This is a genomic window from Oxalobacter formigenes (genome assembly GCF_002127965.1).
Classification (GTDB): domain Bacteria; phylum Pseudomonadota; class Gammaproteobacteria; order Burkholderiales; family Burkholderiaceae_D; genus Oxalobacter; species Oxalobacter formigenes.
Genome location: NZ_CP018787.1, coordinates 1,759,865 through 1,784,234, shown reverse-complemented (window position 1 = coordinate 1,784,234; position 24,370 = coordinate 1,759,865). Strand labels below are relative to the sequence as shown.

14 protein-coding genes and 1 pseudogene are annotated in these 24,370 nt (G+C 51.4%); 5 read left to right on the top strand and 10 right to left on the bottom strand.

Translation table 11 applies throughout. The features are described 5' to 3' along the window. Positions 1-24 precede the first annotated feature (24 nt). Positions 25-3,747 carry a tetratricopeptide repeat protein gene (locus BRW83_RS11775; protein WP_187367761.1) on the bottom strand — a complete coding sequence of 1,241 codons (3,723 nt, stop codon included), beginning with the start codon at positions 3,745-3,747 and terminating at the stop codon, positions 25-27. Between the two features lie 157 nt (positions 3,748-3,904). Continuing rightward, on the bottom strand, positions 3,905-7,450 hold the full coding sequence (locus BRW83_RS11770; protein ID WP_005880069.1) for an SEL1-like repeat protein: 3,546 nt from the start codon (positions 7,448-7,450) through the stop codon (positions 3,905-3,907). A gap of 565 nt (positions 7,451-8,015) precedes the next feature. On the opposite strand from BRW83_RS11770, the pseudogene BRW83_RS08560 reads away from it, so the two are divergent. Further along, positions 8,016-8,435: pseudogene (locus BRW83_RS08560) on the top strand (autotransporter outer membrane beta-barrel domain-containing protein); the annotation flags it as partial. Positions 8,436-8,632: 197 nt separating this feature from the next. On the opposite strand, the gene BRW83_RS08550 reads toward BRW83_RS08560, so the two are convergent. The 7 genes from BRW83_RS08550 to BRW83_RS08520 all read right to left on the bottom strand — a co-directional run bounded on the left by BRW83_RS08550 (position 8,633) and on the right by BRW83_RS08520 (position 19,595). Continuing rightward, the gene (locus BRW83_RS08550; RefSeq protein WP_005880072.1) at positions 8,633-11,977 is read right to left on the bottom strand and encodes an autotransporter domain-containing protein; all 3,345 of its coding nucleotides are present in this window, start codon (positions 11,975-11,977) and stop codon (positions 8,633-8,635) included. 33 nt (positions 11,978-12,010) lie between these two features. Further along, the gene (locus BRW83_RS08545; protein ID WP_005880073.1) at positions 12,011-12,859 is read right to left on the bottom strand and encodes a nitroreductase family protein; all 849 of its coding nucleotides are present in this window, start codon (positions 12,857-12,859) and stop codon (positions 12,011-12,013) included. Positions 12,860-12,986: 127 nt separating this feature from the next. Further along, on the bottom strand, positions 12,987-14,381 hold the full coding sequence (locus tag BRW83_RS08540; protein WP_005880074.1) for an MATE family efflux transporter: 1,395 nt from the start codon (positions 14,379-14,381) through the stop codon (positions 12,987-12,989). A gap of 418 nt (positions 14,382-14,799) precedes the next feature. Beyond that, positions 14,800-16,245, bottom strand: coding sequence for an MATE family efflux transporter (locus BRW83_RS08535; protein WP_005880075.1), 1,446 nt, complete (start codon positions 16,243-16,245; stop codon positions 14,800-14,802). Between the two features lie 478 nt (positions 16,246-16,723). Next, positions 16,724-17,710: a hypothetical protein gene (locus tag BRW83_RS08530; protein WP_005880076.1), complete on the bottom strand. Its 987-nt coding sequence runs from the start codon at positions 17,708-17,710 to the stop codon at positions 16,724-16,726. A 302-nt stretch (positions 17,711-18,012) separates the two neighbouring features. Continuing rightward, entirely contained in the window at positions 18,013-18,792 is a 780-nt protein-coding gene (locus tag BRW83_RS08525) for a class I SAM-dependent methyltransferase (protein WP_425596298.1), read from the bottom strand. 143 nt (positions 18,793-18,935) lie between these two features. Further along, on the bottom strand, positions 18,936-19,595 hold the full coding sequence (locus BRW83_RS08520) for a tetratricopeptide repeat protein (protein WP_005880078.1): 660 nt from the start codon (positions 19,593-19,595) through the stop codon (positions 18,936-18,938). Between the two features lie 400 nt (positions 19,596-19,995). Here BRW83_RS08520 and BRW83_RS08515 point away from each other — a divergent pair, with 400 nt between their 5' ends. Both BRW83_RS08515 and BRW83_RS08510 read left to right on the top strand, forming a co-directional pair. Further along, positions 19,996-20,625, top strand: a complete 630-nt coding sequence (locus tag BRW83_RS08515) for a chromate transporter (protein ID WP_196793294.1) — start codon at positions 19,996-19,998, stop codon at positions 20,623-20,625. After that, positions 20,622-21,188 (top strand): chromate transporter, encoded by a 567-nt coding sequence (locus BRW83_RS08510; RefSeq protein WP_005880080.1) that lies wholly within the window; start codon positions 20,622-20,624, stop codon positions 21,186-21,188. The genes BRW83_RS08515 and BRW83_RS08510 overlap by 4 nt, the downstream gene beginning before the upstream one ends. A gap of 18 nt (positions 21,189-21,206) precedes the next feature. Here BRW83_RS08510 and BRW83_RS08505 read toward each other — a convergent pair whose 3' ends face one another. Then, on the bottom strand, positions 21,207-22,142 hold the full coding sequence (locus BRW83_RS08505; protein ID WP_005880081.1) for a tetratricopeptide repeat protein: 936 nt from the start codon (positions 22,140-22,142) through the stop codon (positions 21,207-21,209). Positions 22,143-22,512: 370 nt separating this feature from the next. On the opposite strand from BRW83_RS08505, the gene BRW83_RS08500 reads away from it, so the two are divergent. After that, positions 22,513-23,916, top strand: a complete 1,404-nt coding sequence (locus BRW83_RS08500) for a hypothetical protein (protein WP_005880082.1) — start codon at positions 22,513-22,515, stop codon at positions 23,914-23,916. A gap of 22 nt (positions 23,917-23,938) precedes the next feature. Next, positions 23,939-24,220, top strand: coding sequence for a hypothetical protein (locus BRW83_RS12025; protein WP_231284465.1), 282 nt, complete (start codon positions 23,939-23,941; stop codon positions 24,218-24,220). The last annotated feature ends 150 nt before the right edge of the window (positions 24,221-24,370 follow it).

The window sequence follows — 24,370 nt, the reverse complement described above, 5'->3', positions numbered from 1 at the left end:
TGCTGCCTTTTGTATTGGGCGGGATTACGGGTTTGCCGGATAAACGCCTTTTTTCTTCATGGATTCGATAACGGTTTTGTCGCCGGTTTCGGCGGCACGACGATACCATTTTTCCGCTTCTTTTTTATCACCTTTTTCTTCACGATAAAAATCCCCGAGCAGTTCCATCGCGGATGGATAATTCATGTTTGCAGACTGCGTCAAAAGCCGGATACCTTTCTCCTCATTTTTTGGAGTTCCTTTTCCGGTCAGAGTGAGCAATGCCAACCCCATTTTCCCGGCGGCGTCGTCTTGTCGGGCCGCTTTTTCAAACCATTGGACGGCCTTTTCGAAATCAAGGGGAATCCCTTTTTCCGGGCCGCCATCAGCATAAATATAGCCCAGTATCCTTTGTGCAATAACATGGCCATCGTTCCCTGCTTTTTGAAGCAGGACGATTGCCTTTTCAGGATTGACCGGGACGCCCATGCCATACCAGTATTGTTTTCCCAGTTCAAAAATCGCGCCCGTTTCATTCTGGTCAGCCGCTTTTGATAACCACTGATTTGCCAGCTCCCCGTTTTTTTCCAGCCCCTTACCGTACAGGTACATATAGCCGAGCCAGTGTTGGGCGTATGAATTGTTTTTTTCGGCAGCTTTCAAAAAAAAGGAGGCGGCTTTGCTTTTGTCGGCTGAAATGCCCAAGCCTTTATAATACATAATGCCCAGCTGGGTCAAAGCGGAATCAGACCCGTTTTCAGCTGCTTTCTCAAACCAGTGAAATGCCTTTTTGTCGTCGCGTTCCGTACCTCTGCCATTAGCGAACATTTTACCGACTTCAAACATGGAACTGACGTGACCGTTATCGGCTGCCGTCAGGTACCATTTGAAAGCCTCATTCATGTTTTTGACGACACCTTTACCTTCTTTATGGTAAATTCCCAGAAAATATTGGGCAGACGCCAGATTTTGTCCGGCGGCAGATTCGAAGAGCCGGACTGCTTCCCGTTGATCCTTCGCTTTACCGCCTTTTCCATTCAGATAGCAGAGCCCCAGACGGAACTGGCCATAAGCGTTTTTTTCCCCTGCCGTTTTTTCATACATCGTGCAGGCCGCCTTTTCGTCTTTTTCAAGACCTTTACCGTATTCCATCATATAAGCCAGATCATTCTGGCTTCTTGTATCTCCCGATTGTGCTCCCTTGCGATACCAGAAGACGGATTTTTTGAGATCCTGCCTGACGATTTTCCCGTCATAATAAATTCGGCCCAGTTCGTTGAATGCGGACGACAGATCCCGGGCGGCTGCTTTCTCCAGATAATCCAGACCCAGCGGTATGTTTTGGCGAGGAGACGGGCTGGTGATATAAAGCATACCCAACTGGTACAGTGCTTCCGGTTTGTCGTTTTCCGAGGCACGCCTGTACCATTCAATAGCTTCGCCAGGGTTTTTGGGAGTCCCTTTGCCATATTCGTAACACAGGGCTAAAAAGTATTGGGCGTCTGCCAGATTTTTTCGGGCAGCCTGTTCGAAAAGAATAAACGCTTTTTTCTGGTTTTCCGGGGATGGATCGGGATCGGAAAGCTGGCACAAGCCATAGCGGTAAAGTCCATATGCACTTCCGCGTCGACCGGTTTCATCATAGATTTTGCATGCTTTTTCTTTATCCTTTTTAACTCCGCTTCCATTCTCGATCATGAATCCGACAAAATTCTGGCTCGGGAGATGGCCCAGTCCGGTTCCCTTCTGAAAGTAATTCAACGCTTTTGCCATATCCTGTTTGACAATTTTTCCGTCATAGTAAATGTTACCCAGATCAAAAATGGCACTGGTTATATTTTGTGAAGCGGATTTTTCAAGGAATTCGAGGCCGAGCGGAATATTTTTGAGTGGAGTATCAGCTTTGAGATAAAGCTTTCCCAGCCGGTATTGGGCAGTTGCATGTCCATTTTCTGCGGCACGTGTGTACCAGCCAATGGCTTTCGAGATGTCTTTCGGCAACTCTTTCAAACCATATTCATACAGTTTCCCAAGCTGGAACTGGGCCATTGAGACCTTATTATTCGCAGACATTTCAATGAGTGACATTCCTTTCGGAATATCGACCGGCCCATTGATGCCCCGCATAAGGCACATTCCTGCGTAATACTGGCCGGTGTGCTGTTGGTTATTGGCGGCTTTTTTGAACCACGTGCACGCCTGCTTTTCGTTTTTGTCGATACCATCGCCGTAGAGCAGGGATTTTCCCAGTTCAAGCTGCGCATCCGGGTCATCCTGTTTTGCTGCTTCGGTGAACCAGTAAACGCCTTTTTTCCTGTCCTGTTCACTGTCCGGGCCCTGAAAGAGGGACATGCCGAGCCAGTATTTCGCCTTGATATGATCCTGACTGGCCGCCAACTGGTACCATTTTCTCGCTTCTGCCAGATCTTTGGCCATATGAAGCCCGCTATGGGCGTAGGTACCAAGCTTATATTGGGCATAGACATACCCTGTCTTTGCTAATTCTTTGAGCAAACGGATGCCTTTTTCCTCATTGACAGGTGTCCCTGTTCCATCAAGGTACATAAGTCCTAAAAAATACTGGGCACTTGCCCTGTTTTGACTGGCTGATTTTTCCAACCATGAAAAAGCCTTTCGTTCATCTTTGGCAATGCCATTCCCATCGATATAAGCCAAACCAAGCGTGTATTGTGCAAAGCTGTCTCCCTTGTCGGCAGCCCTCATCAAAAGAGGGAGCGCCTTGACATAATCGACAGGAACGAACTCGCCATAGTAATACATGTTACCAAGAAAAGCCTGTGCCCTACGTTCGTCCTGTTGCGCGGCTTTTTCAAGCCAGACGACAGCTTCCTTGCGTTTTGCAGGTGAGTTTTTATCCTGAAACAGGGTTCTTCCGAGATCGAATTGGGCTGATGCATTCCCCATCTCGGCACTGCGGCGAAGATGAAGCATGCCTTTGGCGTTGTTTTGCAGTTCGGGAATATGCCTGTACACCATGGATAGAAGCCGGATAGCGTACGGGTCATTTCGCGTAGCGGCATTTTCCATCCACTGGATGGCAAGGGCGGTTTCCGGTGGCTGACCTTCATTTTGAAGCTTGCGTTTCAGATAAATGGTGCCGAGATATGTTTGAGCTTCAAGATGGTCTTGCATGGCGGCGCGATAAAGCCACTTTTCTCCTTCCCTTTCATTTTTGGCGAGGCCATTACCATTCATATAATCCATGCCGAGATAATATTGTGCGGTTGCGTTTCCGGCATTGGCTGCTTTTTCAAACCATTTGACCGATTCAGGAAGGTTTTTGTGAACTCCGAGACCATAATGAAGGATCATTCCCATGGCTCTCTGGGCGTCAATGTGTCCGTTTCCAGCGGCTTTTTTTACCCAGTAAGCGAATTCACGTTCGCTTTTGGCGGTTCCTTTTCCTTCCTGATAAAGTCCTGCCAGCCGGTACTGGGCATCCGGAATATTCTGGCGTGCCGCGATTGACAGCCAGTAAAAGGCCTTGTCGTAATCGATGGGGGTGCCCAGACCGGCCGAGTATAAAAGACCGAGGGGATATGCGGCTCTTGTGTCGCCTTCAGTGGCGGCTTTTTCAAACCAGATGCGGGCTTTGATCCAGTCCCTTTTGCCTCCGGCTCCGATAGCGTACCAGGCTCCCATGAGTGTTTTCATGGCGGGGGCGTTTGAGTCCGCCAGTTTGTTCAGTATTTTTTCACTGTCATGATCGACCAGCAGGGTTTGGTCTATCTCCTGTGGCATTTCCATGATCTCCGGATAAACAAGGTGCTGAGCCGGAGAGGCTGTGGCTACCGTGATGGGGAAGAAAAGGCAAGGCAGGATATATCCCCGTACAAAACGTTTGAAAAAATGGCTGTCTGATGGCAAAGGGTTCATTGGTGTCAAGTTTTCCGTTAACGAGTTTTCAGGGATGGACGGGGTTTTGCGGATAAACGCCTTTTTTCTTCATTATTTCGATGACCTTCTGATCACCGGAGGCGGCAGCACGCTTGAACCACATTTGTGCTTCTTTCCTGTCTTTTTTCTCAAGATAGAACTCACCCAGCATCGCCATTGCCTGGGGATAGTTTTTCTCTGCGGCTTCTTTCAGAAGGAGAAGGCCTTTTTTTTCATCTACAGCGGTCCCTTTTCCCGAGATATAAAACGTTCCCAGCAACAGTCTGGTCGAGGGATCATCGTTATATCTGGCGGCTTTGTTTGCCCAGTAAAAGGCTTTTTGGTCATCCGGCTTTATCCCTTTTTTCGCGCCATGGACGCTATAAATGAACGCCAGTGCTCTTTGTGCCTGAACATCGTTATTTTGTGCGGCTTTGGTGAACCAGACAATAGCCTGTTCCGGATCGGACGGGATGCCGTTGCCATTCCAATACTGTTTTGCCAGTTCAAAAGCGGCGCCTGTCTGATTCTGGACGGCGGCTTTTTCGAGCCAGTCACGAGCCAGTGGCTCATTTTTTTCGACCCCTTTTCCGTGAAGACAGAGATAACCCATCCAGTATTGAGCCAAAGCGTTGCCTTGTCTGGCCGAATGGTCGAAGAGGGAAACCGCTTTTTTCATGTCAGCGGAAATGCCACGTCCGGCATAATACAGTTGGCCCAACTGAACTTCTGCTTCGGGTGATCCTTTCTCAGCCGCTTTTGAAAACCAGTAAAAAGCCTGTTTGCTGTCGCGTGCTGTTCCTTCTCCCTTGTCCAGCATCTTTCCGGTTGTGATCATGCTGCCGACATCTCCCTTTTCAGCTGCCATTTTGTACCATTTGAACGCCAGCGCAAGATTTTGGGCAACGCCCTGTCCGGTTTCATAACAGTATGCCAGGGCAATCTGGCCATCCGGCAGGTTTTGTCTGGCTGCCTGTTCAAAAAGACTGACCGCTTTGGCAGGATTTTTGGGTCTATTTCCAAGACCTGTCTGATAGCACAGTCCTGAGCGGAATTGTCCGTAAGGGCTACCTTCTTTGGCTGTTTTTTCATAGATTTCGCAAGCCAGTTTTTCGTTTTTTTCAACTCCCTTACCTTTTTGGAGGATGTCGGCATAGGCTATTTGGCTGTTTTTATGGCCGAGTTTGGCGGCACGGCGGAAATACTCCGCCGCTTTTTTCCGATCTTTTGTGGCCGAGTATTGACCGTGGAAATAAAACGTTCCCAGTTTATAAAGAGCATTTGTATTGTTTGCGCTAGCCGCTTTTTCAAGATAACGCAGAGCCAGCGGATCGTTTTGCAGGGGTGGGGAACTGGCAAGGTACAACAGGGCCAGATGGTAAGCCGCATCCGTAAATCCATTCTGTTCGGCAAGTGTGTACCATTCGATGGCTTTTTTCATGTCTTTCGGAACGATATGGCCTGTTTCATACAGATACCCCATTTTGTTCTGGGCGATGCTGACGTTTTTGTCGGCTGCCAGTCTGATCAGTTCAAGCGCCTTTTTTTTGTCGGCGGAAGTGTGGTTCCCCTCGAGAACACAGATTCCGAGCATATATTGGCTTTCCGGGTGATTGTGACTTGCCGCTTTTTCAAACCACTGGCAGGCTTGTTTTTTGTTTTGTCCGACATCCGTTTTGGAATAGAGAATCAGCCCCAGCATGTACTGGCTTTCTGTATGGTTCAGATCAGCCGCCTTGCTGAAAAAATCGACAGCTTTCGGGACGTTTTTTTTATGGTTGTCATTACCGAAAAAAAATAATTCTCCAAGGGAATAAAGCGCGTCAGGGTCACGGATATCGTGCATTTGTTCAGAGATCGAGGAACATCGTTTACGATCCGCATAATGCATTTTGGGATCGCAGTGATACTTGAACAGCATGAGCCGGGCTTCGACGTGATTTTGGGCGGCGGCCTTGTCCCACCAGAAAATACCTTCCTTTTGATTTTCCGGTGTCAGTTCTCCCAGAAAATATGACATGCCGAGCATGTACTGGGCTTCTGCATGATTCTGTTTGGCGGCCAGACGCATCCATTTGCGCGCTTCGTCAATATTTTGCATCTTGTCCTTGCCACGGAGAGCGTTTATTCCCATCGTAAACTGGGCCTGGTCGTATCCTGCCTTCGCCGATTTTTCGATCCATGCCAATCCCTCTGGGACGTTTCGTTGGGTTCCAATGCCATTTTCAAGCATTTCACCGAGGTAAAACTGGGCACTTCGGACATTGTTCCGGGCCGCTTTTTCAAACAGTTCAAATGCTTTTTGCTCGTTTTTGGCAATTCCTGTTCCACTGGCATAGGCGAATCCCATAGCGGTTTGTGCCTGGCTGTTCCCCTTATCGGCACCCTGTTTTAACAGGGGAATGGCTTTTGCGTAATCGACAGGGACATGGACGCCGAAATAATGCATATATCCCAGGGCGGACTGTGCATCAATGTTGCCCTGTTTTGCCGCTTTTTCAAACCAGCGGACAGCTTCTTCCGGATTTTTCTTCATTCCCGTTCCGGCAAGCAGGGCCTCTCCCAGCATGAATTGGGAATCGGCATTGCCCTGTTCGGCGCGACGACGAAGGGTGTCGAGGGTTTCGGCCTGATTTTTCGATGTTTTGCGAGAATACTGCTCAATGACGTTCAGCATGTATATCGCATTTTTATCGTTTCGTCGGGCGGCGTTTTCCAGCCACTGTCTTGCCTGTTCGATTTCGCCCGGCCTGTTTTTTTTATCAAGCAATCGCTGCACATAAAGGACGGAAAGATAATCCTGGGCTTTCGTCTGATTTTGCAGCGCGGCACGATAAAGCCATTCTTCTCCCTTTTTTCCGTCTTTTTCCGTTCCCTTGCCTGCCATATAGGACATGCCAAGGTGATATTGGGCTTCGGCATCGCCTGCACTCGCCGCTTTTTCAAACCATTTGAAAGCGTCGACCTTGTTTTCGGGCATGCCTAATCCCGAGTAACTGAGCATTCCCATGCTTCGCATGGCTACTACATGCCCCTTGTGGGCTGCCTTTTGTATCCAGTAAACCGTTTCACGCAGACTTTGGCTCGTACCTTTTCCGTTGGCATAGAACCAACTCAACTGGTACTGTGCGTCGGGAATGTCCTTACGGGCGGCCAACAATAGCCAATGAAACGCCTTGTCATAATCTTTGGGGGTGCCCAGACCCCCCATGTAAAGAAGACCCAGAAAATATTCAGCGTGCGCATCGCCTTCACTGGCCGCTTTTTCAAACCACATCCGGGCTTTTCCCCAGTCCTGTTTTCCACCTGCACCGGAACCGTAAAACGCTCCCATCAGGGTTTTATCGGACGGGTTTTTTGATTCCGTCAGTGTTTTCAGGATGTCTTCTGTTTTGTGATCGAAGTTAAGCGTTTCATTGACCTGACGGGCAAGTTCGGGAGTTTTCTGAATGGTGGGCGGGTTTGCTGTCCCTGCTGTTGTCGATGAAAAGGGAATGAAAGCCGCCGCGACGATCAGGCTGGACAGAAGTGCGCGGTGTTTGAGTTTGACAATGTGCCATTGAAAAGAATTCATGAGCGCGAAAGGTTCCCATAAGGAACCGGAAAATTGACGGGATGGAATAATGCTATCAGGCAATAAAACTGTTTTGAAGTGTTTTGTTGTAACTTTCAGTTCAATCGGGAAACTTCAGGAATTTTCAGCCGAAAGTGCGGCAAAAATGGAACAGGTTTTTTGAAAAACGTCTTTTGCAGGGGCTGTTGGCGGAAATCAGAACCTCACACTGATTCATGCGGCGAAAGACCTGCATGTCAATCAGGTGATCGTATTCAGGGATATGATTGCCGGGAAGGAAGGTTTGTTCGGAATGAGGAAAATGGCCAGTTGGATGGCAGCCTTTTTTGTTGGGAACTATGACGGTTTTACGGGAATTCTCTTTTTTCTTCATGAATTCGATACCTTTTTTGTCGTCGCATGCAGAGCGTTTGCCAGTACAAAAAGAGAAGGGCGGGCATGAGAGGCCATAACCAGCTGAGATTGAAATGAAGTTGAAGGAGATTCATGAGCGGTTTCATCACCTGAAAATAAATTAGTGCTTTCAGGTAAGAGGATTTTTTGAAATTGTTTTGATGGTTTTGAATTCAGTCCCTATGCCGGAGTGCGTTTCACGTCGCTGGATGTAAGTAGTTTCACGACGCGTCTTGGCCGTGACGCAGTTTTCGAAACGGGAAAATCGCGCCAGAATATCTGGGAATTCCCGATCGGTTTTTCGGTCACAACAAAGGTCAAAACATCTTCAGGCTGGACTCTCCGTCCATCCGGCGATCTGTCTTTCGTCCCGGTAACCGGGGACAGGAATGCGCATTTTGACGTGGCTCTGGCAGGCTGGCCGGTCAGGGATTCGCTTTCGCGGCCGGTTATGGACAGTTCGTCCGTCAATGCGGGTGTCGGGTTGACGATGGAAAGGAAAAACATGTCGTTCAGCCTGAATGATGCCCTTGACGCATCCAGCCACCAGACATGGCAGACAATGAGTGCCCGGTTTGGATGGCGCTTTTGAGACAACGGTTATTGAAGTGCCTTGCCGGGTTGGCGGCGTTCAGGAAACGGGACCTTTACGGTCCCGTTTTTTTCGGGGCTTGCCCGCAGGTCATTTCGCTCTTCAAAGCAGGAAGATGGTCTCGACTGGCAATGATTATCCTTTTGCGGATGGTATCGGATACTGGTCAGGAACCGGAAAACGTTTCAGGCGTGTTTTCAAAATGAAAGGCCGACGTTCACACTGGCGTAATATGAGGCGGTTTTCGAGCTGAACCATTCACTGCCAGCCATCAGTCGGGCGAAGCGGCCTTTGGTGTCGGTGGCCTTGACGCCAATTTGCGCGATGAGGCTGTCTTTTCCGGTCATACCCGTTGCGCTCGTAAAGCCGTTTTCGCCATATCCGGCAAAGTGGGCCGTGGTATGGAGCGTTTCGTTTTGCCACTGGTGGCGCCATGCGGCCAGTGCGTTCCATTGCAGCGTGCCTTCTGGAGTCCGGTTCGTGAAGGCGGCATGCATGCCCAATGCGGAAGAAAAGCTCGTAACAGTATCGGAGTTGACGTGAAGTTTCGATGCACCTTCGCCGCTTTCGGTCAGGGAACCCCGGGTGACGACAGCGTATTCCAGCCAGCCGAGCGGCCCGACGGCTATGTTTTTCTCAGGGTTTCCACTGTTCCAGTCCTTGCCGATGCCAGCCAGTGCACTGCCGGTAAAACCTGTCCATTTGCCGGTGTGATTGCGGTTGTAGCCGTTGACGGCGATGCGCCGTTCGAGTTCGACGTCTTCAATGCCGAGCCGGGCGATGCCCATGAGGTAGGAACCGTTCCAGTGTGCCGGTTTGAAGAGGGCGTTCGCACCGGCATAACCGCCGAGGGTGCGGGTTTTGGCGGAATAACCCCCTTCGGAGGTAATGCGGCGATCCGAGAGACTGGCGTCAAAGGCGAGCGATAGGCCGTTTGAGGCGGTTTTTTCGGCCTGTATGGTCATGCCGCCACCGGAACTGGTGTAACCCGCTTTTCCGCCATGCGGTTTCAGATGGCTGACGCGCCCGAACGGGTGGACGGAAACGGTCCAGTCATTGCAACGGGTTTTTCCGGAAAAAGACTCCGGCGGGATGTTTGCACAGGTGTTTTCAGCGCTTGTGTCAAGCAGCCGCGAGATGGAAAGCATGTTTTGCTCATGCTGGTTGTCCAGACTTTCACGGGCAACGGTGTCGTAGGCTCCGGGCGTCAGCTGTTTCAGGCCCTCCCGGATGTCGTTGCCGTTCATGGCGGAAAAATCCAGCGCGGTAAAGAGATTTTTCATGTCGCCTGTGGCCTGGTTTGCGATAGCGGGCAGGACACGGCCGACGGACGCGGCTCCGGCATTGCCGGCATAGCGGCTGTAGGCGTCGGCTTCACGTTTTGCCGTAACGGCGGGAGCGGAGGGATTGTCATCAGACAGAGTAAATTGCAGGGTGGGGGAGGCCGCGGCGGCAAGGGTAACGTGACTGAATTGGCCTGAGACGGTCGGGGCGGCAACCGGAGATTCCGGTGTTATCGGGGTATCGTCGCGGTAAAAGCTGGCTGCCGGACGGATTCGCCATGTCCCGTCGAGGCTGGCCGAAGCGGCTGTAATCCCGATGGTTTTTCCGGATGACGTGAAGGCGGTTTCCAGTGTCGCACTGGCAGAGTTGGTGAAGTTATCCATGACAGTGGCGCTTTTTCCGTCGGCATTCACGCCGTACAGGGAAAGGTATCCGTCATTTTGCAATGAATGGACATCCAGCGTCCCCACGTCCAGACGGCCTGCGGCCAGACTCATGTCGATACTATTGCCACCATAAATGCCTCCTTTCAGGGCCATCGAGAAGGCCGTATCGGGCGTTACGGTAGCGGCACCCGTGTCGTCGGCTTTCAGGCCGAAGGTGAGGGCTGTGCGCAGGTCTGCCCGGTTGCCGGTGTACTGGATGTCGGGATTTTCCGGGTTCCAGAGGGAAACGATGTTGCCGCTGACATCGGCTCCTGCCATGATATTGATGTTTTGTACGAAAGCGTTTTCAGCGATGTAAATGGCAGCGGCGCTGCCCGACAGTTTTCCCGAGACATCGAAACGTTTTACGAGCGGGCCGTCCAGATTGAGGGCGAAGCCGTTATCATCATCTCCGGTGACGGAAAGAGAGTATCCTCTGCTTTGCCGAATCCACGAACCGCGGTATTCGGCTTCATTGCCCAGCACATTGTTGCCGAAGTCGAATCGCGCGCCAATGCCGCCATATCCCTCTGCCTCTATGTCTCCCCGGCTGATGACGGTGTGTTCCTTGCCATAGGACACGAGCAGTCCTGTTCCCCATTCGCCGCTGGCGGCTATCTGTACACCGGGGTCGATGCGTACGGTATTGGCGCTGCCATCTACCCGTATACCGGTTCCGGCTGTCCCTCCTGCCAGCAGGTCGGCCACCTGTGTCACGTCGTTACGCTTGCCGTAGAGGTGAAGGCCGATGCCCAGTGTGGCGGTGTTGGCCTGTCCCGGGAGGTAAGCGGTACCGGCTGCGTTACGGGCAAAGTAGCCGTTGGTGTTGGTCAGGGTGAGATCGTCGCCGTAAACCGAATAGCCGAATAAATTGCGCCGGTCGATGGTGTAGCCGATGTCTTGCAGGGTTGCCATTTCCGCTTCCATGAACGTCGTATAGTTGCGGTAACTCTGGTGACTCATCAATCCACGTTCCAGCTCGATATGCGACAGGTCGGCAGACAGGTTGCCATAAATGTCCCATTCAAAGCCTTCAATGGGCAGGCTGTTGCCCAGCGCACCATTGAGCACCCCGGAGACGTGTTCGCCACGGAAGACCACACCGCTTTGGTTGAATGCACCGACAATGAAATCCGTGCCGGGCCTGCCACTGGCGTTCCCGGGAACGATAAGCATGTTTTTCCCCAGACGAGTGCCATACTGGTCAACAAGATGGGTATCCCACAGTGAAGGTGTTTTCACTTGCCACTGGTTTCCTTCCTCTTGTGCCCATGACAGCATACCCAGTGCATGCCCCACTTCGTGATATAAAACGGCCACAAGATCCGTCCCGCCGGTGGAGGGTATGGGCGAGAAGTGTTCCGGAATGGAAAAATCAAACGTGCCGACACGGATTTGCGCCGCATTTTCTGCCGCCCGGTTCAGGATCAGGCTGCCTGCCATTCCCGTATATCCGGCGTTTCCGGTTGCATCCTGATTTTGAACGCTTCCTGCATCGGCATTTTCATCATCGAATGTGCCGATGTTGATGGTGACAGGGGCCGTGTTGACACTGCCGGGCCCCAGTATGTCAGCCCAGAGGGAAACGGCTTTGCCGACCGCTTTTTTCTGCGCGGCGTCAAGCGTCCAGCTGGAGACATTGGGATATTCCGCCGATTCGTATTGGCCATATCGTTCCCCCTGATCGAAAAAGTGTAACTCGAACATGGGTTTGCCTGAAGCGTCCCTGACAAGTTCGCTTGTGCCTGCACAGGCAGGCGTCACCATGACGGCAAACGGCAATGAGCTGAAAACAAGGGTATGGATGAACCGGCGGAGGAAAAGGGATGCCATCAGTCTGTTCTGCCTGAATTGATAGGGATACGCTTACCGTTCAGTATAGTTGAGGTATCGGAACGATGGTATTCCCAGTGCCATGATCGCGTGGATTTTTTCGTCAATGCCGGTAATGCGGGAAAAGGTGCCACTGCTGTCCTGTTGTATGGCACGGATGACGTATCCCATGTATATCTGGGTAACGCCCAGTGACTGCGCCATGAGGGAAGCGTTCTGGTAGGCGAGATTGGAATCTTCACACCCGAAATGGCAGGACGCCGGTGTGTGAAACAGGATCAGGGCCGTGGCCTTGCGCAGGATGGGATCGTAACCGTCTTCATGCCGCTGTTTCAGGCGCTGCAGTGTCGGAAGGTACTGGTAAGCCTGCCTCAGGAAAGGCCGGAAAAGAAATCTGACGACCGGATTCATCAGTTTTTTTGCAGCGGCATCGAATACGTTAATGGTGAAGTCGCCGATTTGCCGGAGTGTATCCGGGTCGGTAATTACCGTACAGGAAACCTGTTGCCGGTTGGACGCGGTGGGCGCGTAGCGCGCGGCTTCGAGGATTTGTTCCAGCTTTTCCCGTGGAACCGTTTTGGCACTCAGGGCGCGGTTGGAGCGCCGGGATTTGATGAGCAGCATCACCTGCTCAGGCGTTGGCATTCGGGAATAGTCGATGGGATGGATAGTTTCCGGAGGAAAGGCGCTGTGCTGTAGTGAACCGGTGGGGCAGGCGTCGGCGCAATGTCCACAGACGATGCAGTTTTCCAAATGCTCTACGCCGATCGGCTCTTTTTTCCTTTCCTGAACCAGAATCCCTGCAGGGCAGACCTGTACGCATTTCCGGCAGGTGTCGCAGGTTTCATGTCTGATGAGGATGGAATGGTTTTCTGGTTTCATGCCATAAATCCCGTGCAGATAATATCTGGATCATACTGTAAATCGGGTATTTTTTTCAGGTTTTTCGCGAGAGATGCTTATGTGAAAACGGGACCTTTACGGTCCCGTTTCCTGTAGTCATACCTGTTTATTTCACGGCCGTTGCCAGCTCAGGCTTCGGGTGAAGGCACCTGATTTTTTTCAGGTACATCATGCCTGCCACCAGCAGGGTAATGACTTCCGCCAATGGCACGGTCAACCAGATGCCCTTGATGCCCAGCAAGGTCGGCAAGAAGAACATGAAGATCGACAGGAGGCCAATACCCCGCAGTACCGAGATGACGAGCGAATATTTCGCCTGTCCGACGGAGGTGAAGTAACCCGCGATCAGGATGTTATACCCGTTGAACAGGTAGGCAAACGCTAAAATGGCGGTCGCGTTCGCTGCCATCAGGATGATGTCGGTTTCGCCTGCCCTGAAAAAGAGCGTGACCATTTCGCGCCCGAAAAAGTAAAAGGCGATGAACATGACGACAGCAAAGGCGGTCGTGACTTTGGTCGCCAGCCGGACGGTTTTCCGGATACGGCTCATGTTGCCCATGCCGTAGTTATAGCTGATGATCGAGCGCAAGCCTTCACTCATGCCGATGATGCATGACATGAGGACGAAGTTCAGGTAATTGATCGCCGTGAAAGCCGCAATCCCTTTTTCACCCGCGTAATGCATCAGGACGATGTTGAACATCAGCGTGACGAGACAGGTAGATAATTCGGTCACGCCTTCGGCACTGCCGATGTAGAGCATTTTCCCGATCAGGCCGACCTTGAAGCGTCCCGCAAACAGGTTGACCGGTGTATACCGGTGCAATAGCGCTGGCATGTAAACGACAAGACCGGCCATATAGCTCAGTCCGGTGGCGAATGCCGCGCCGCCGACGCCCCATTTGAAGACGACGATGAAGAGCAGATCGAGCACGACGTTGGTCAGTACCATTGTGATCATGCCGACGGTCGCGTAGATCGGACGCCCCATTGCCTTGATGACGGAATCGCACATGAACATGGCGACCGGCATCGGGAAGAAGAGGGCGAGTACCCGGATGAAGGTGACGCCATCATCCATCAGGACATCATTGCCGCCCATCCATGTGATCAGGACCGGCGAGACGATGAAGACAATCGCGCCGATGATCCACGAGACGACGAAGGCGAAAACCAGCCCGGTGCGCAAGGCGTCATTGGCGGTCTGCAAGTCGCCTTCACCGAGTTTCATGCCGATAATGCACTGGCAGCCGACACAGGTGACGATGGCGAACGCGATCAGAAACCCGTAGATCGGGATGACGAGGTTGATCGACGCCATCGCGTTGGCGCCGACAAAATTGCCGACCAAAACACCGTCGATAAAAATCTGGGCAGACAGCAGAAAGAGCGCCAGCATGCCCGGTATGACGAATTTGATGAAGAGTTGCGGGATACTGCCTGTTGCAAGTTCCTTTTCTCCCCGGGATTTTGTCCCGGTTTGTTGTTTCATTTGTTCCATTTTAATCTCATGCTTTCCGGAGTTTATAAAAGCTCATCGGTTGCAATCGGCTTGTGTACAGCGAATCCTGCCGGTATGGCGGCAGCGACGAAACAAAATGCGGTTAACTTAAAACTGCGGTTTTGAAGGGATTGCCCCTTTTTTGGCCGAAAAACCTTTCAAGCACGTTTCCTGCATCATTTCGCTGGAAACATCAGGTTGATGTGACAGGCGGTAGCCCGTTTCCCCTGGTGCTAAACAAAGAGCGGTTTCATGGTTGATTGAAAAAATAATTTATTGACATTCAGTTCACTTTTTATGTTTTTAGACACATTTAGCATTCTGAACGGCTTATTTTACCAGATTTTGACATTTTTCGAAAATAAGGCTTTTAGCCTTGACGTGGAGAAGGACTTTTGTGATGAAAAAACAGGTTCTTTCAGGCAATATTCCGTGGCCGTGAAAGGGATAATTCGCTGGCTGAGCCTGTTTTTTTCATGTGGCCAAAACCGTTATGTGCCGGAACCCGTTCACCGATACGCCGGATTTTTTTCAGGTATAGCGCCCCGCCGATCAGGAAGGTGAAGACTTCCGCCAGCGGAACGGTCAGCCAGATGCCCTTGATGCCCATGAAGGACGGTAAAAACATCAGGAAGACGAAGAGGAGAATGCAGCCGCGCAAGAGCGAGATCAACAGGGAATATTTGGCCTGTCCTATGGACGTGAACACGCCTGCGGTCAGGATGTTGAAACCGTTGAACAGGTAGGAAAAGGCGAGGATGGCAGTGCCGCTGGCAGCCAGTGCGATGATGTCGGTTTCCCCGTGACTGAAAAAGAGCGAGATCATCTCGTTCCCGAAAAAGAAGAAACCTGAAAACATGACGACGGCAAATCCGGCGGTGACTTTCATGGCGAGACGCAGGGTTTTGCGGATGCGGCTGAAGGCTTCCAAGCCATAGTTGTAGCTGATGATCGAGCGCAGGCCTTCGCTCATGCCGATGATGCTGGCGAGCATGACGTAGTTCAGGTAATTGATCGCGGTGAAGGCGACGATGCCTTTTTCACCGGCGTAATGCATCATGGTGAGGTTGAACATGAGCGTCACGACGCAGGCGGACAGTTCGGTCACGCCTTCGGCGCTGCCGATGGTGAGCAGCTTTCCGACCAGTTTCATTTTAAAGCGTCCGATCAGCAGGTTGACCGGACTGTTTTTGCGCAGCAGGGCAGGCAGGTAAACGGAAAGGCCGATCAGGTAGGAGAGGCCGGTGGCAAAGGCGGCGCCGGCAATGCCCCATTCAAAGGCGAGTATGAAGAGCAGGTCGAGCACGACATTGGATAAAACCATGGCCGACATGCCGATAGTGGCGTAGATCGGGCGGCCCACCGATTTCAAAACGGCGTCGAAGAGGTACATGACGACCGGGAACGGGAAAAACGGCGCCAGAACACGGATGAACGTGACAGCATCGTCTTGCAGGACATCGTTGGCGCCCATCAGGCGAACGAGTTCCGGGGCGAAGATAGTGACGAGTGCACCGGCAATGCCGATGGCGACGAGGGCGAATACCAGCCCGGTGCGCAGGGTGTCGTTGGCGGTTTGCAGGTCGTCACAGCCGAGTTTCATGCCGATGATGCACTGGCAGCCGACGCAGATGACGACCGCACAGGCGATCAAGGCGTCATATATCGGAATGACAAGGTTGACGGAACCCATGGCGTTTGCGCCGATGAAGTTGCCGATCAGAAGGCCGTCGATGAAGAGCTGGGCCGACAGCATGAACAGGGCCAGCATGCCGGGTATGACGAATTTGACAAACAGTTTGGGGATATTTCCCCTGGCGAGTTCTTCTTCTCCCCTGGTGTGTGTCCGGGCAGTTGAGTTCATAAAATTTTTTGCTTTTGGCAAGTTTCAGGCGTATCGCTTGCGGTGCCTGCACGGTCAGAGGTGTCTGCCGGGTGGGCAAAAACGAAGGCACGACAGGTGGCACGAATAGTGACACTTATGCGGCAGCGTGAAATCTCGGTAATTGGTTGTGAAGTTTGGTTTTCCTGTTGCTGACAAGTCAGTCGAGGGTTGTATTGCTGTTTTCTTTTGGAGTCCCAGACCGGAAAAAGGCGTTTGCCTGTCGGGTCTGGCTTTAGACACTAAGCGGTTTCATGGCCGTTTTTTGAAGAGGTTTGATAATGATTTTGAGTTGAATCGTATTGAATTATAACACTTTTTTTAAAACACAAACGTATGGCGCGGGCAATGCGGTGGTGAAAAGGATTTTGGGTGCAATGGCAAACAGCAAAGAAAAGACAAACCATTCCGGTTTGTCTTTTCGATGACAGAGGGAAAATGAATGGTAGCGAACGCGTGCTTAAAGGCACTCGTCCCAACCCTGTATTTTTCCGCCTGCACACTGTTTTTTATACGTTTCCAGTGCTTCTTTATCCTTTTCGAAATCGTAAAAGTGAATGTTTTGGGTGGGAACCGACAGGTAATCCAGCGTTTCCTTCACGGCATCAAGTGAGGCTTTTGTCGGCTTGAAGTGGCCGGATTCGTTGGAGACAACGATTATTTGCCCATTTTTCACCCAGAGTTCACCCGCACTGTAGACCGGGTTCCAGCCTCCGTTCAATTGCGAATGGCGAACGTGTCCGGGATTGCCTTTGGAAACGGTTTTCCGGATATTGTCGGCATAACTGTATTTGTCATTCTTGCAGACCTGGCCGGTGGGCTGGATGATGTTGCGGTCATAGCGCCGCAGGACAAGGCCAAGCTTGTCGGGATCGTTCGCGTATTTTCTCAAGACGAAAATATAACGGCCATCCGCCAGTTTTTTCGATGACGCCTCCCCCTTCAGGCCTTTGATAATTTCCTGTGTATTGGCATCGTCGATCGAATCGATGATAGTGACGTGACCCAGATTGCCGGTATTCATGTCCAGTTTGTCACGGCACACATCGTCGTATTGCCAGCCGTTGGTGACCGTTTTGTTATTGTATTTGCAGGCGTTTTTGCTCTCTTCGCGGGTCAGCGATCGCGAGGAAAGCGGTTGTTCACGCCATGATGAGCGTTCCAGCATATGCGATCCGCACAAGGCATACGATTTTGAGCTGAAAATGGACGAGTCAGTCGTGTTTCTCCATTGCCCGTTCCAGCGTGCCGTGCAGGTTTTTGACGAACAGTTTTTCTTTCGCCAGTCCGATAACGCAGGCTTGCATACTCCTGCGGCATAGCTATTGTTCGTAATGGTGGTCGACGCGTGGATATCCTGCCATTTCTGGGTGGCGTTTGCTGACGGGATCGCCAGCAGCAGGCCTGTTGCGATCAACAGGGCAATGACAGAGTGTATTTTTTTCATGGTGCCTTCCTTCTGTGAATGGAATGAAACGTCTGGATGAAAAATCAGGCAATCCCGTCATTTTTTGAAGGGGATAACAGGTCAGTGACGTGCAGTATCGCCCGGGTCGGGCAATGGCCGGTTTGTTTCGGGGATCGTTCTATCGTAGCAAAGGAAGAGAAGCTATTTCGTTTCCCTGTGGAAATTTTATGGGTAAATGTTGTTTCTGGTACGAACAGATGCCTGTCTGCAGGCAACTTTCGTGAAATGGGAGGCTTGGAAGAAAAAAGCGTGTACTGGCAAGCGTGTCCCGGTCGCCGGTCTTATTTTTTGATGGCGGAAACGATCAGCATCATCGGGCGGCGCAATTCGTTTTTCATGCCCGGTATGTCGAGCATGGCTTCATCAGGCCGGGGTTCGACGAGTCCGGTAATGGTGAAACCCGCCCTGATCAGGCCATTGACGTAAGTCGTCAGGGTCTTGTGGAATTTGGTGACTTTCGAGCCCAGAAAGCTGGCACGTCGCTTGCCTTCGGTAAAGTATTTGTCGACAGGCCAGTGAATTGGCCTGCCGTTTTCGTTCAGTATCCATTCCTGTGAACCCTGTGCAGTGAAGACGGGGTGTTCGACGGAAAAGACGAAACTGCCGCCCGGAGTCAGGCAGCGATGGACTTTTTCACAGATGTCGTCGAAAGATTCCAGGTAATGGAAAGCCAGCGAGCTGATGACGACATCGAAGCTCTCCGGCTCGAATTCGAAATCCTCAATCGCCATACAACGGTAATTTGTCCAGAGCGAGCCGTTTCGTTTCTGTGCCTGATGCAGCATTTTTTCAGAGATGTCGATACCGGTACACGAAACGGCGCCATGTTCGATGGCATAGCGGCAGTGCCATCCATAGCCGCAGCCGAGATCCAAAACGCGCTTGCCGCAACAGTCAGGCATCATTTTTTCGAGGGCATGCCATTCGCCTGCGCCTTCAAGCCCTTTTTGCGAACGGGGCATCTGGCTGTATTTTTTGAAAAAACGCTCGCAGTCGTATTTGTTTTCTTTCATTTTGGGCGAATGGATTTTACCGTCACAAACGTGCTGCGGCATGGTCATGCAAAAGGCATGTTTTCAGGACTGGCAAGAGTGTCGTCTCTTTGCCGGTATTTTGCATTGACGTAATTGGATTTTGCCGTTTTATGGGGTGCCGGTTTTGCGCTTATGCAACGTTTGGGCGCATCCGGCAGTTCGCACGTTTTTTATTTGAGTTCGGAGAGCATGTTTTTTGCGTCCATGTCACCGTCATCAGCCGCTTTTTGCAGCCAGTACCGGGCTTTTACCATGTCTTTGGCAACGCCTGTGCCCTGAAAGTACATCGCGCCAAGGATTTTCCGGGCGTTCAGGTCACCCTTTTCGGCGGCTTTGGTAAACCATTCAGCCGCTTTTGCAGAGTCTCTTTTCGTGCCCTGTCCATTCATGAGCAGGGTGCCGAGATAATTCTGTGCGCTGGTTTCACCGCCACGGGCGGCTTTTTCGAACCAGTAATAGGCCGTTTTTTCGTTTTTGGGAGTACCGAGGCCTTCAAGATTGATGATGCCCATGAAGGTTTGCGCTTCGATATTGCCGCCATTGGCCGCACGGTCGAACCATTCGGCGGCCTTCACGTAGTCCTTTTCGCATCCCTTGCCCTGAAAATACAGGACACCCAGCATGGTTTGTGCCTTGTTGTTGCCCAGCGTTGCCGCTTTTTCGAATTGGGGAACAGCCTCTTTGTATTGTCCGGCGGAATAGGACTGCATCGCCTGTTCAAGGTCGCGCTCACCGACTGCGAAAGCAGTCTGGCTGATGATGATCAGGATGATCGTGGCGGCGAGAATGAGCCATAAAAAAAGCTTTTTGTTTTTGGAACCCCTGGACATAGTTTGTCTTTCTTACGCTAGGTGAAGGGAAAGTCCATAATGATAGCAGGGCTTTGATGATCGAAAAAGTCTTTTTGGCTTATTTTCGCGGATATCAGTGGAAATGACATGCAAAAAACGTTATCTGTAATGAAAATTTGACTTCCAGTTATTTTTCCGTTTTTCCGGCTGTCGGACTCAGGTTTTTTGCGGTTGGCAAAGGAGGAGGCCGGATTTGTGAAAGCCGTCTTTTTATGAAAAAATGGAAAGATTGCAGTGAAGAAATGCCTTTTTTCATGAAGGGATTCCTTCCTCGTTCGTTGCCGTGAAGAAAACCGGACAGTTCCCGGGCTTTGTTGACCGCATCGTCTGTCAGGCGGGAGATACATGTTCTGCCCTTTGAATGATCTTGCCGAAAATAATGATGAACCGGGACAAAAAATTTTACTGGGATCTGTTTAGTGCCACTTTCCAGCTCAGCATGTTCACGCTGGGCGGTGGTTTCGTCATCGTCCCCCTGATGCGCAAGAAGTTCATGGAGGAAAAGCACTGGATCGATGAGGACGAAATGATGGATTTGACGGCAATCGCCCAGTCGGCCCCCGGATCGATGGCGGTAAACGCGTCCATTCTCGTCGGTTACCGGCTGGCCGGAATCATGGGCGTGTTCGTCACCGTTCTCGGCACGGTACTTCCACCGCTGATCATCCTGACCATCATTTCGATGTTTTACGCCGCTTTCAAAAGCAATACTTATGTCGCGATGGCGATGAAAGGTATGCAGGCGTGCGTCGCCGCCATTATCATCGATGTGGTCATTACAATGGGCAAGGGCGTGCTTGCCCCGAAAAAATGGCTTCCTTACGTCATTCTTATCGGGTCGTTTCTGGCGGTCTTTTTCTTTGACGTGAATGTCTTCATCGTCATCCTCGTCTGTGGCGCAATCGGGGTGATCGATACAGTCTATGGCGAACGGCTCAGGAAACTGAAGCTGTCCAGACTGAAACAGACCCGAAGCACCCGGCAACGCGACAGGGATGGCGGCCTATGATTTACTGGCAACTTTTCTGGAGCTTTTTCCAGATCGGCCTTTTCAGCATCGGGGGCGGATACGCCGCAATGCCGCTGATCCAGCATCAGGTCGTCGAAGTGCATCCCTGGCTGACGATGGCCCAGTTTTCGGACATCATCACGATTTCCCAGATGACACCGGGCCCGATTTCGATCAATTCGGCGACCTTCGTCGGCTTGCAGGTCGGCGGTATTCCCGGCGCGGTCATCGCGACGATCGGGAACGTGTTGCCTTCCTGTATTATCGTTTTGTCGCTGGCCTTCGCGTATTACCGGTACCGCAAGCTCAGGCTGATCAAGGGAGTGCTTTTGCAATTGCGTGCCGCCGTGGTGGCGATGATCGCTTTTGCAGGCCTGTCGATCATGTTCCTGTCCTTCTGGCACAGCGATGGGTTGCCGGAACATTTCGACGAAACCGATTACATTGCCGTCGGCATTTTCGCCGTTTCGCTGCTTCTCATGCGGCGCTTCAAACGGCTTGACCCGATCCTCGTCATGATCGTGGCCGGGGTGGCGGGGATTATTCTCTACAGCGTGTTCTAGCGTTTTGGCCGCCCGTTTTTACAGGGAACCGGAAAGGGGCTTCTTGTCCTCGAAGGGCAAAACGGGCGCTGCATCGTCTTTCAACATATCATTTAATGTGGCCTGTGCGTCCGGATCACCGGCAATCGCCGCTTTCTGAAGCCAGTAGCGTGCGCGGGTATCGTCTTTCGCGACGCCGATACCCTTGTAATAGAGGTTGCCGAGGAAAGTCTGTGCATCGACGTTACCGGCAATGGCCGCCTTTTCAAGCCATTTTTCCGACTCGTTCATGTCCTGATCGACCCCCTTGCCGGAAAAATACATCATGCCCAGTGCAGACTGGGCGTTCGGGTCGCCTTTTACGGCCGCTTCTTTCAAAAGTCGCGCGGCTTCACCTACGTCCTGCGGCAGTTCAGTGCCGTCAAGGTACAAAAGGCCCAGATAGGTCTGGGCGTCCGGTTCACCCTGTTTGGCGGCCAGCCGCAGCCATTTTTCCGCTTGCGACATGCTTTTTGCGGTGCCGACGCCTTTGGCGTACATCAGGCCGACGAGTGTCTGGGCAGGGGCAAAGCCCTGTCCGGCGGCCTTGTCGAACCAATATTTGGCTTTTTCGAAATCTTTCGCCACACCAAGCCCCTGACTGTAGAGCATGCCGAGGAAAGTTTGTGCGTCAGCCCGGTTTTTCTTCGCCGATTTTTCATACCAGCGTCTGGCCAGCATGTAGTTCTGTTTCAGGCCAAGACCCTCCTGATACATCATCCCGAGGCAGACCTGTGCCTTGGCATTGCCTTTTTTGGCTTCTTTCATCAGGAAAGGGGCGGCCTTTTTGTATTGCTGGTTATAGTAAAGCTTCACACCTTCGCTCCGGTCTTTTGCAACGGCTTCGATCGGCATCGCGGGCAGGATGAAACAGACCAGCGCCAGACGGGAGAGCCACTTGATGAATGGGGATGACGGGAAAGAAGGGAGTGCCATGATTTTACGATTTTGCTATGGGTCAAAGGTCATTAACTTGTCTGGATCATAACAGGAAGTGTCCGATATCGGATGGCTTTGCACGCAAATGGCGCTTGTGGTGCAGAGAAGTGGGAAATATGCCTCATGCGGCGTTGCGCATAGCTGACAGAAGAGGAAAAGGCGTGTAAAAAGAAAGGGGTAGGGCGCATTGCGCCCGTTTTTGATATGTCAGGGCTTCTCCGGACGGAAGAGGCCTTTTTTATACCTGAAGCCTTCCTGATGGGAGGCTTTTTTATTTCATGCCTCCGAATGGAGGTTTTTTTATTTTTAAAGCTTTCCGCCATCACCTCATGAACCGGAAAGCTTTTTTCATAAACAGGAGAAAAACATGAGCGGTGAAGACGATGATTACTTCAGTTCCATAGGAAACATGTATTCCGGCAGCTACGACCCCGAAGAACAAAACCGGGCAGCGGAAAGAGAAGCAGAAAAAAAACGACGCGAACAGGAACGGGAACAGGCCAGACTCTTGCGGGAACAACAGGCCGCGCAAGCCGAACTCCAGAAATCCCTTCAGCAAACCGCCCCCAAACCCGGTGTATTGACGGAAAACGAACCGAAACCTCTTCCGAAAACCAACCCCGACGATCCACTTGATGGCATACCGGATGAGAAACGAACCGACATCCTGTTACACAAATACGATAACGGTAATCGCAAACCGACGGATTATCTGGGCGGGGAAATGTCACGGGACAGACAAAACGAATACATCGATGTGTGGAAAAACCGGGTCACCAATTCTAATGAAGACATGCGTTATATCCTGTTACGTCAGAGTATGAAATACGACCCCAACGTCAAAAAACAGGTCGAACAGGCCAGACGACAATATCAGGAATGGCTTCCCCAACCGAAGGCCCAAACGCTTGAACTCCGGCTGGGTGACAAAAATCCTCAGACAACCGGCTATCGCACCCTTGAATACCGTCCCGAACGCGACGGGGTTCCGTCAATACAGAAGGCGATTCAATATGCGGATGAACCGGTGAAGGTCGTGAAGGTGGATGACAATTTCCTTTCGCAGATCATGAGTGTGAATATTCCGCAGGATCAAAGCATAGGCCGCGCATACGACTACCTGAACGATAACGCCATCGCCCCGATGGAAGGAAATGAATCGTGGAAAAAGAATCCGGCAGGGCATCCGGATTCGAGCTATGCCGAAGCGGAAAGACAGGCCGGGAAAGCGGTCACCGGGTACGTCAACAAGGCGATGGGCAGTGACAGCAAAATTCAGGGAGAAGATAAAAACCGTATTGTCGGACACCCTGACGAAAGCTATGGCAATGCCATAGGGAGCGTCTCTGAAAACATGGGGATGAACAGTACCGTCACCGGAAAGGGGCGGGAGGTGGTGGGGCACCCGAACATGAGTTACTGGAGCAACTGGAATACGGAAGAAAGCCGGAAAATACCGTGGAAAATGGTCACGGACGGAGCAAAACAGGCTGTCGAAGATACGCAGATCATGTTTCTTTCCGGTGCTGTCGTTCTCGGGGAGGTTGTGCACAGCATTACTGGGGGTGATCCGACATCGATCCGGAAGACGCAGGCTCTGCTCGATGCCCATCAGGCTGAAATGAAAAAGCTCGATCCCATGACAGTGGACAAGATCTATGTCGAGGGAAATCCTGAGGCGACCATGCAAAACGTGACCCGATATATGTATCAGGAAACTGGGAAACCAGATTGTCAAAGTGCCGGCTTATTACATTTGGGGCAAGCTTGATACCTTCGCCGAATTATTCGGTATGTCAACAGCAGCGTTTACGGCAAAGCTACATGCCGATATCAGGGATTCAACCGGCGAAAGCAAAATACAGCAATCCGTCATGTATGCCATTCCGCTGGGTTTGATGAGTGCGTTTGCCTTGCCTTTCAAGCTGAACATGTCGTTCAAAAGTGCGAAAGAAGCGAAGGATTACGTCATGACGATGGCGGCAACAGCCGGAATTCGCAAGGGGCAGAATGTGGGGGAAAGAATGGTTGTGAATAAGTTGACAAATACAGAGCAGGAACGAGGTAAAGAATAATTAAATATACATATTCTTTTTCTTGACCCAGTTGGATAAGGCTGTTCATAATAAATTAGCCTTATCCATACCTGTCATATCAAATGAAACCATCTTTCAAAATCCTCTGTATATTCACTCTCTTTCTCTTCAGTTTTTCGGCTTTTGCCG

Coding starts and splice junctions, on each gene's coding strand:
- BRW83_RS08540 (WP_005880074.1), bottom strand. CDS start 14,381: ATGGAACAAATGAAACAACAAACCGGGACAAAATCCCGGGGAGAAAAG.
- BRW83_RS08510 (WP_005880080.1), top strand. CDS start 20,622: ATGATTTACTGGCAACTTTTCTGGAGCTTTTTCCAGATCGGCCTTTTC.
- BRW83_RS08530 (WP_005880076.1), bottom strand. CDS start 17,710: ATGAAAAAAATACACTCTGTCATTGCCCTGTTGATCGCAACAGGCCTG.
- BRW83_RS11775 (WP_187367761.1), bottom strand. CDS start 3,747: ATGGAAATGCCACAGGAGATAGACCAAACCCTGCTGGTCGATCATGAC.
- BRW83_RS08545 (WP_005880073.1), bottom strand. CDS start 12,859: ATGAAACCAGAAAACCATTCCATCCTCATCAGACATGAAACCTGCGAC.
- BRW83_RS12025 (WP_231284465.1), top strand. CDS start 23,939: ATGTCAACAGCAGCGTTTACGGCAAAGCTACATGCCGATATCAGGGAT.
- BRW83_RS08550 (WP_005880072.1), bottom strand. CDS start 11,977: ATGGCATCCCTTTTCCTCCGCCGGTTCATCCATACCCTTGTTTTCAGC.
- BRW83_RS08525 (WP_425596298.1), bottom strand. CDS start 18,792: ATGACCATGCCGCAGCACGTTTGTGACGGTAAAATCCATTCGCCCAAA.
- BRW83_RS08515 (WP_196793294.1), top strand. CDS start 19,996: ATGATGAACCGGGACAAAAAATTTTACTGGGATCTGTTTAGTGCCACT.
- BRW83_RS11770 (WP_005880069.1), bottom strand. CDS start 7,450: ATGAATTCTTTTCAATGGCACATTGTCAAACTCAAACACCGCGCACTT.
- BRW83_RS08535 (WP_005880075.1), bottom strand. CDS start 16,245: ATGAACTCAACTGCCCGGACACACACCAGGGGAGAAGAAGAACTCGCC.
- BRW83_RS08500 (WP_005880082.1), top strand. CDS start 22,513: ATGAGCGGTGAAGACGATGATTACTTCAGTTCCATAGGAAACATGTAT.
- BRW83_RS08505 (WP_005880081.1), bottom strand. CDS start 22,142: ATGGCACTCCCTTCTTTCCCGTCATCCCCATTCATCAAGTGGCTCTCC.
- BRW83_RS08520 (WP_005880078.1), bottom strand. CDS start 19,595: ATGTCCAGGGGTTCCAAAAACAAAAAGCTTTTTTTATGGCTCATTCTC.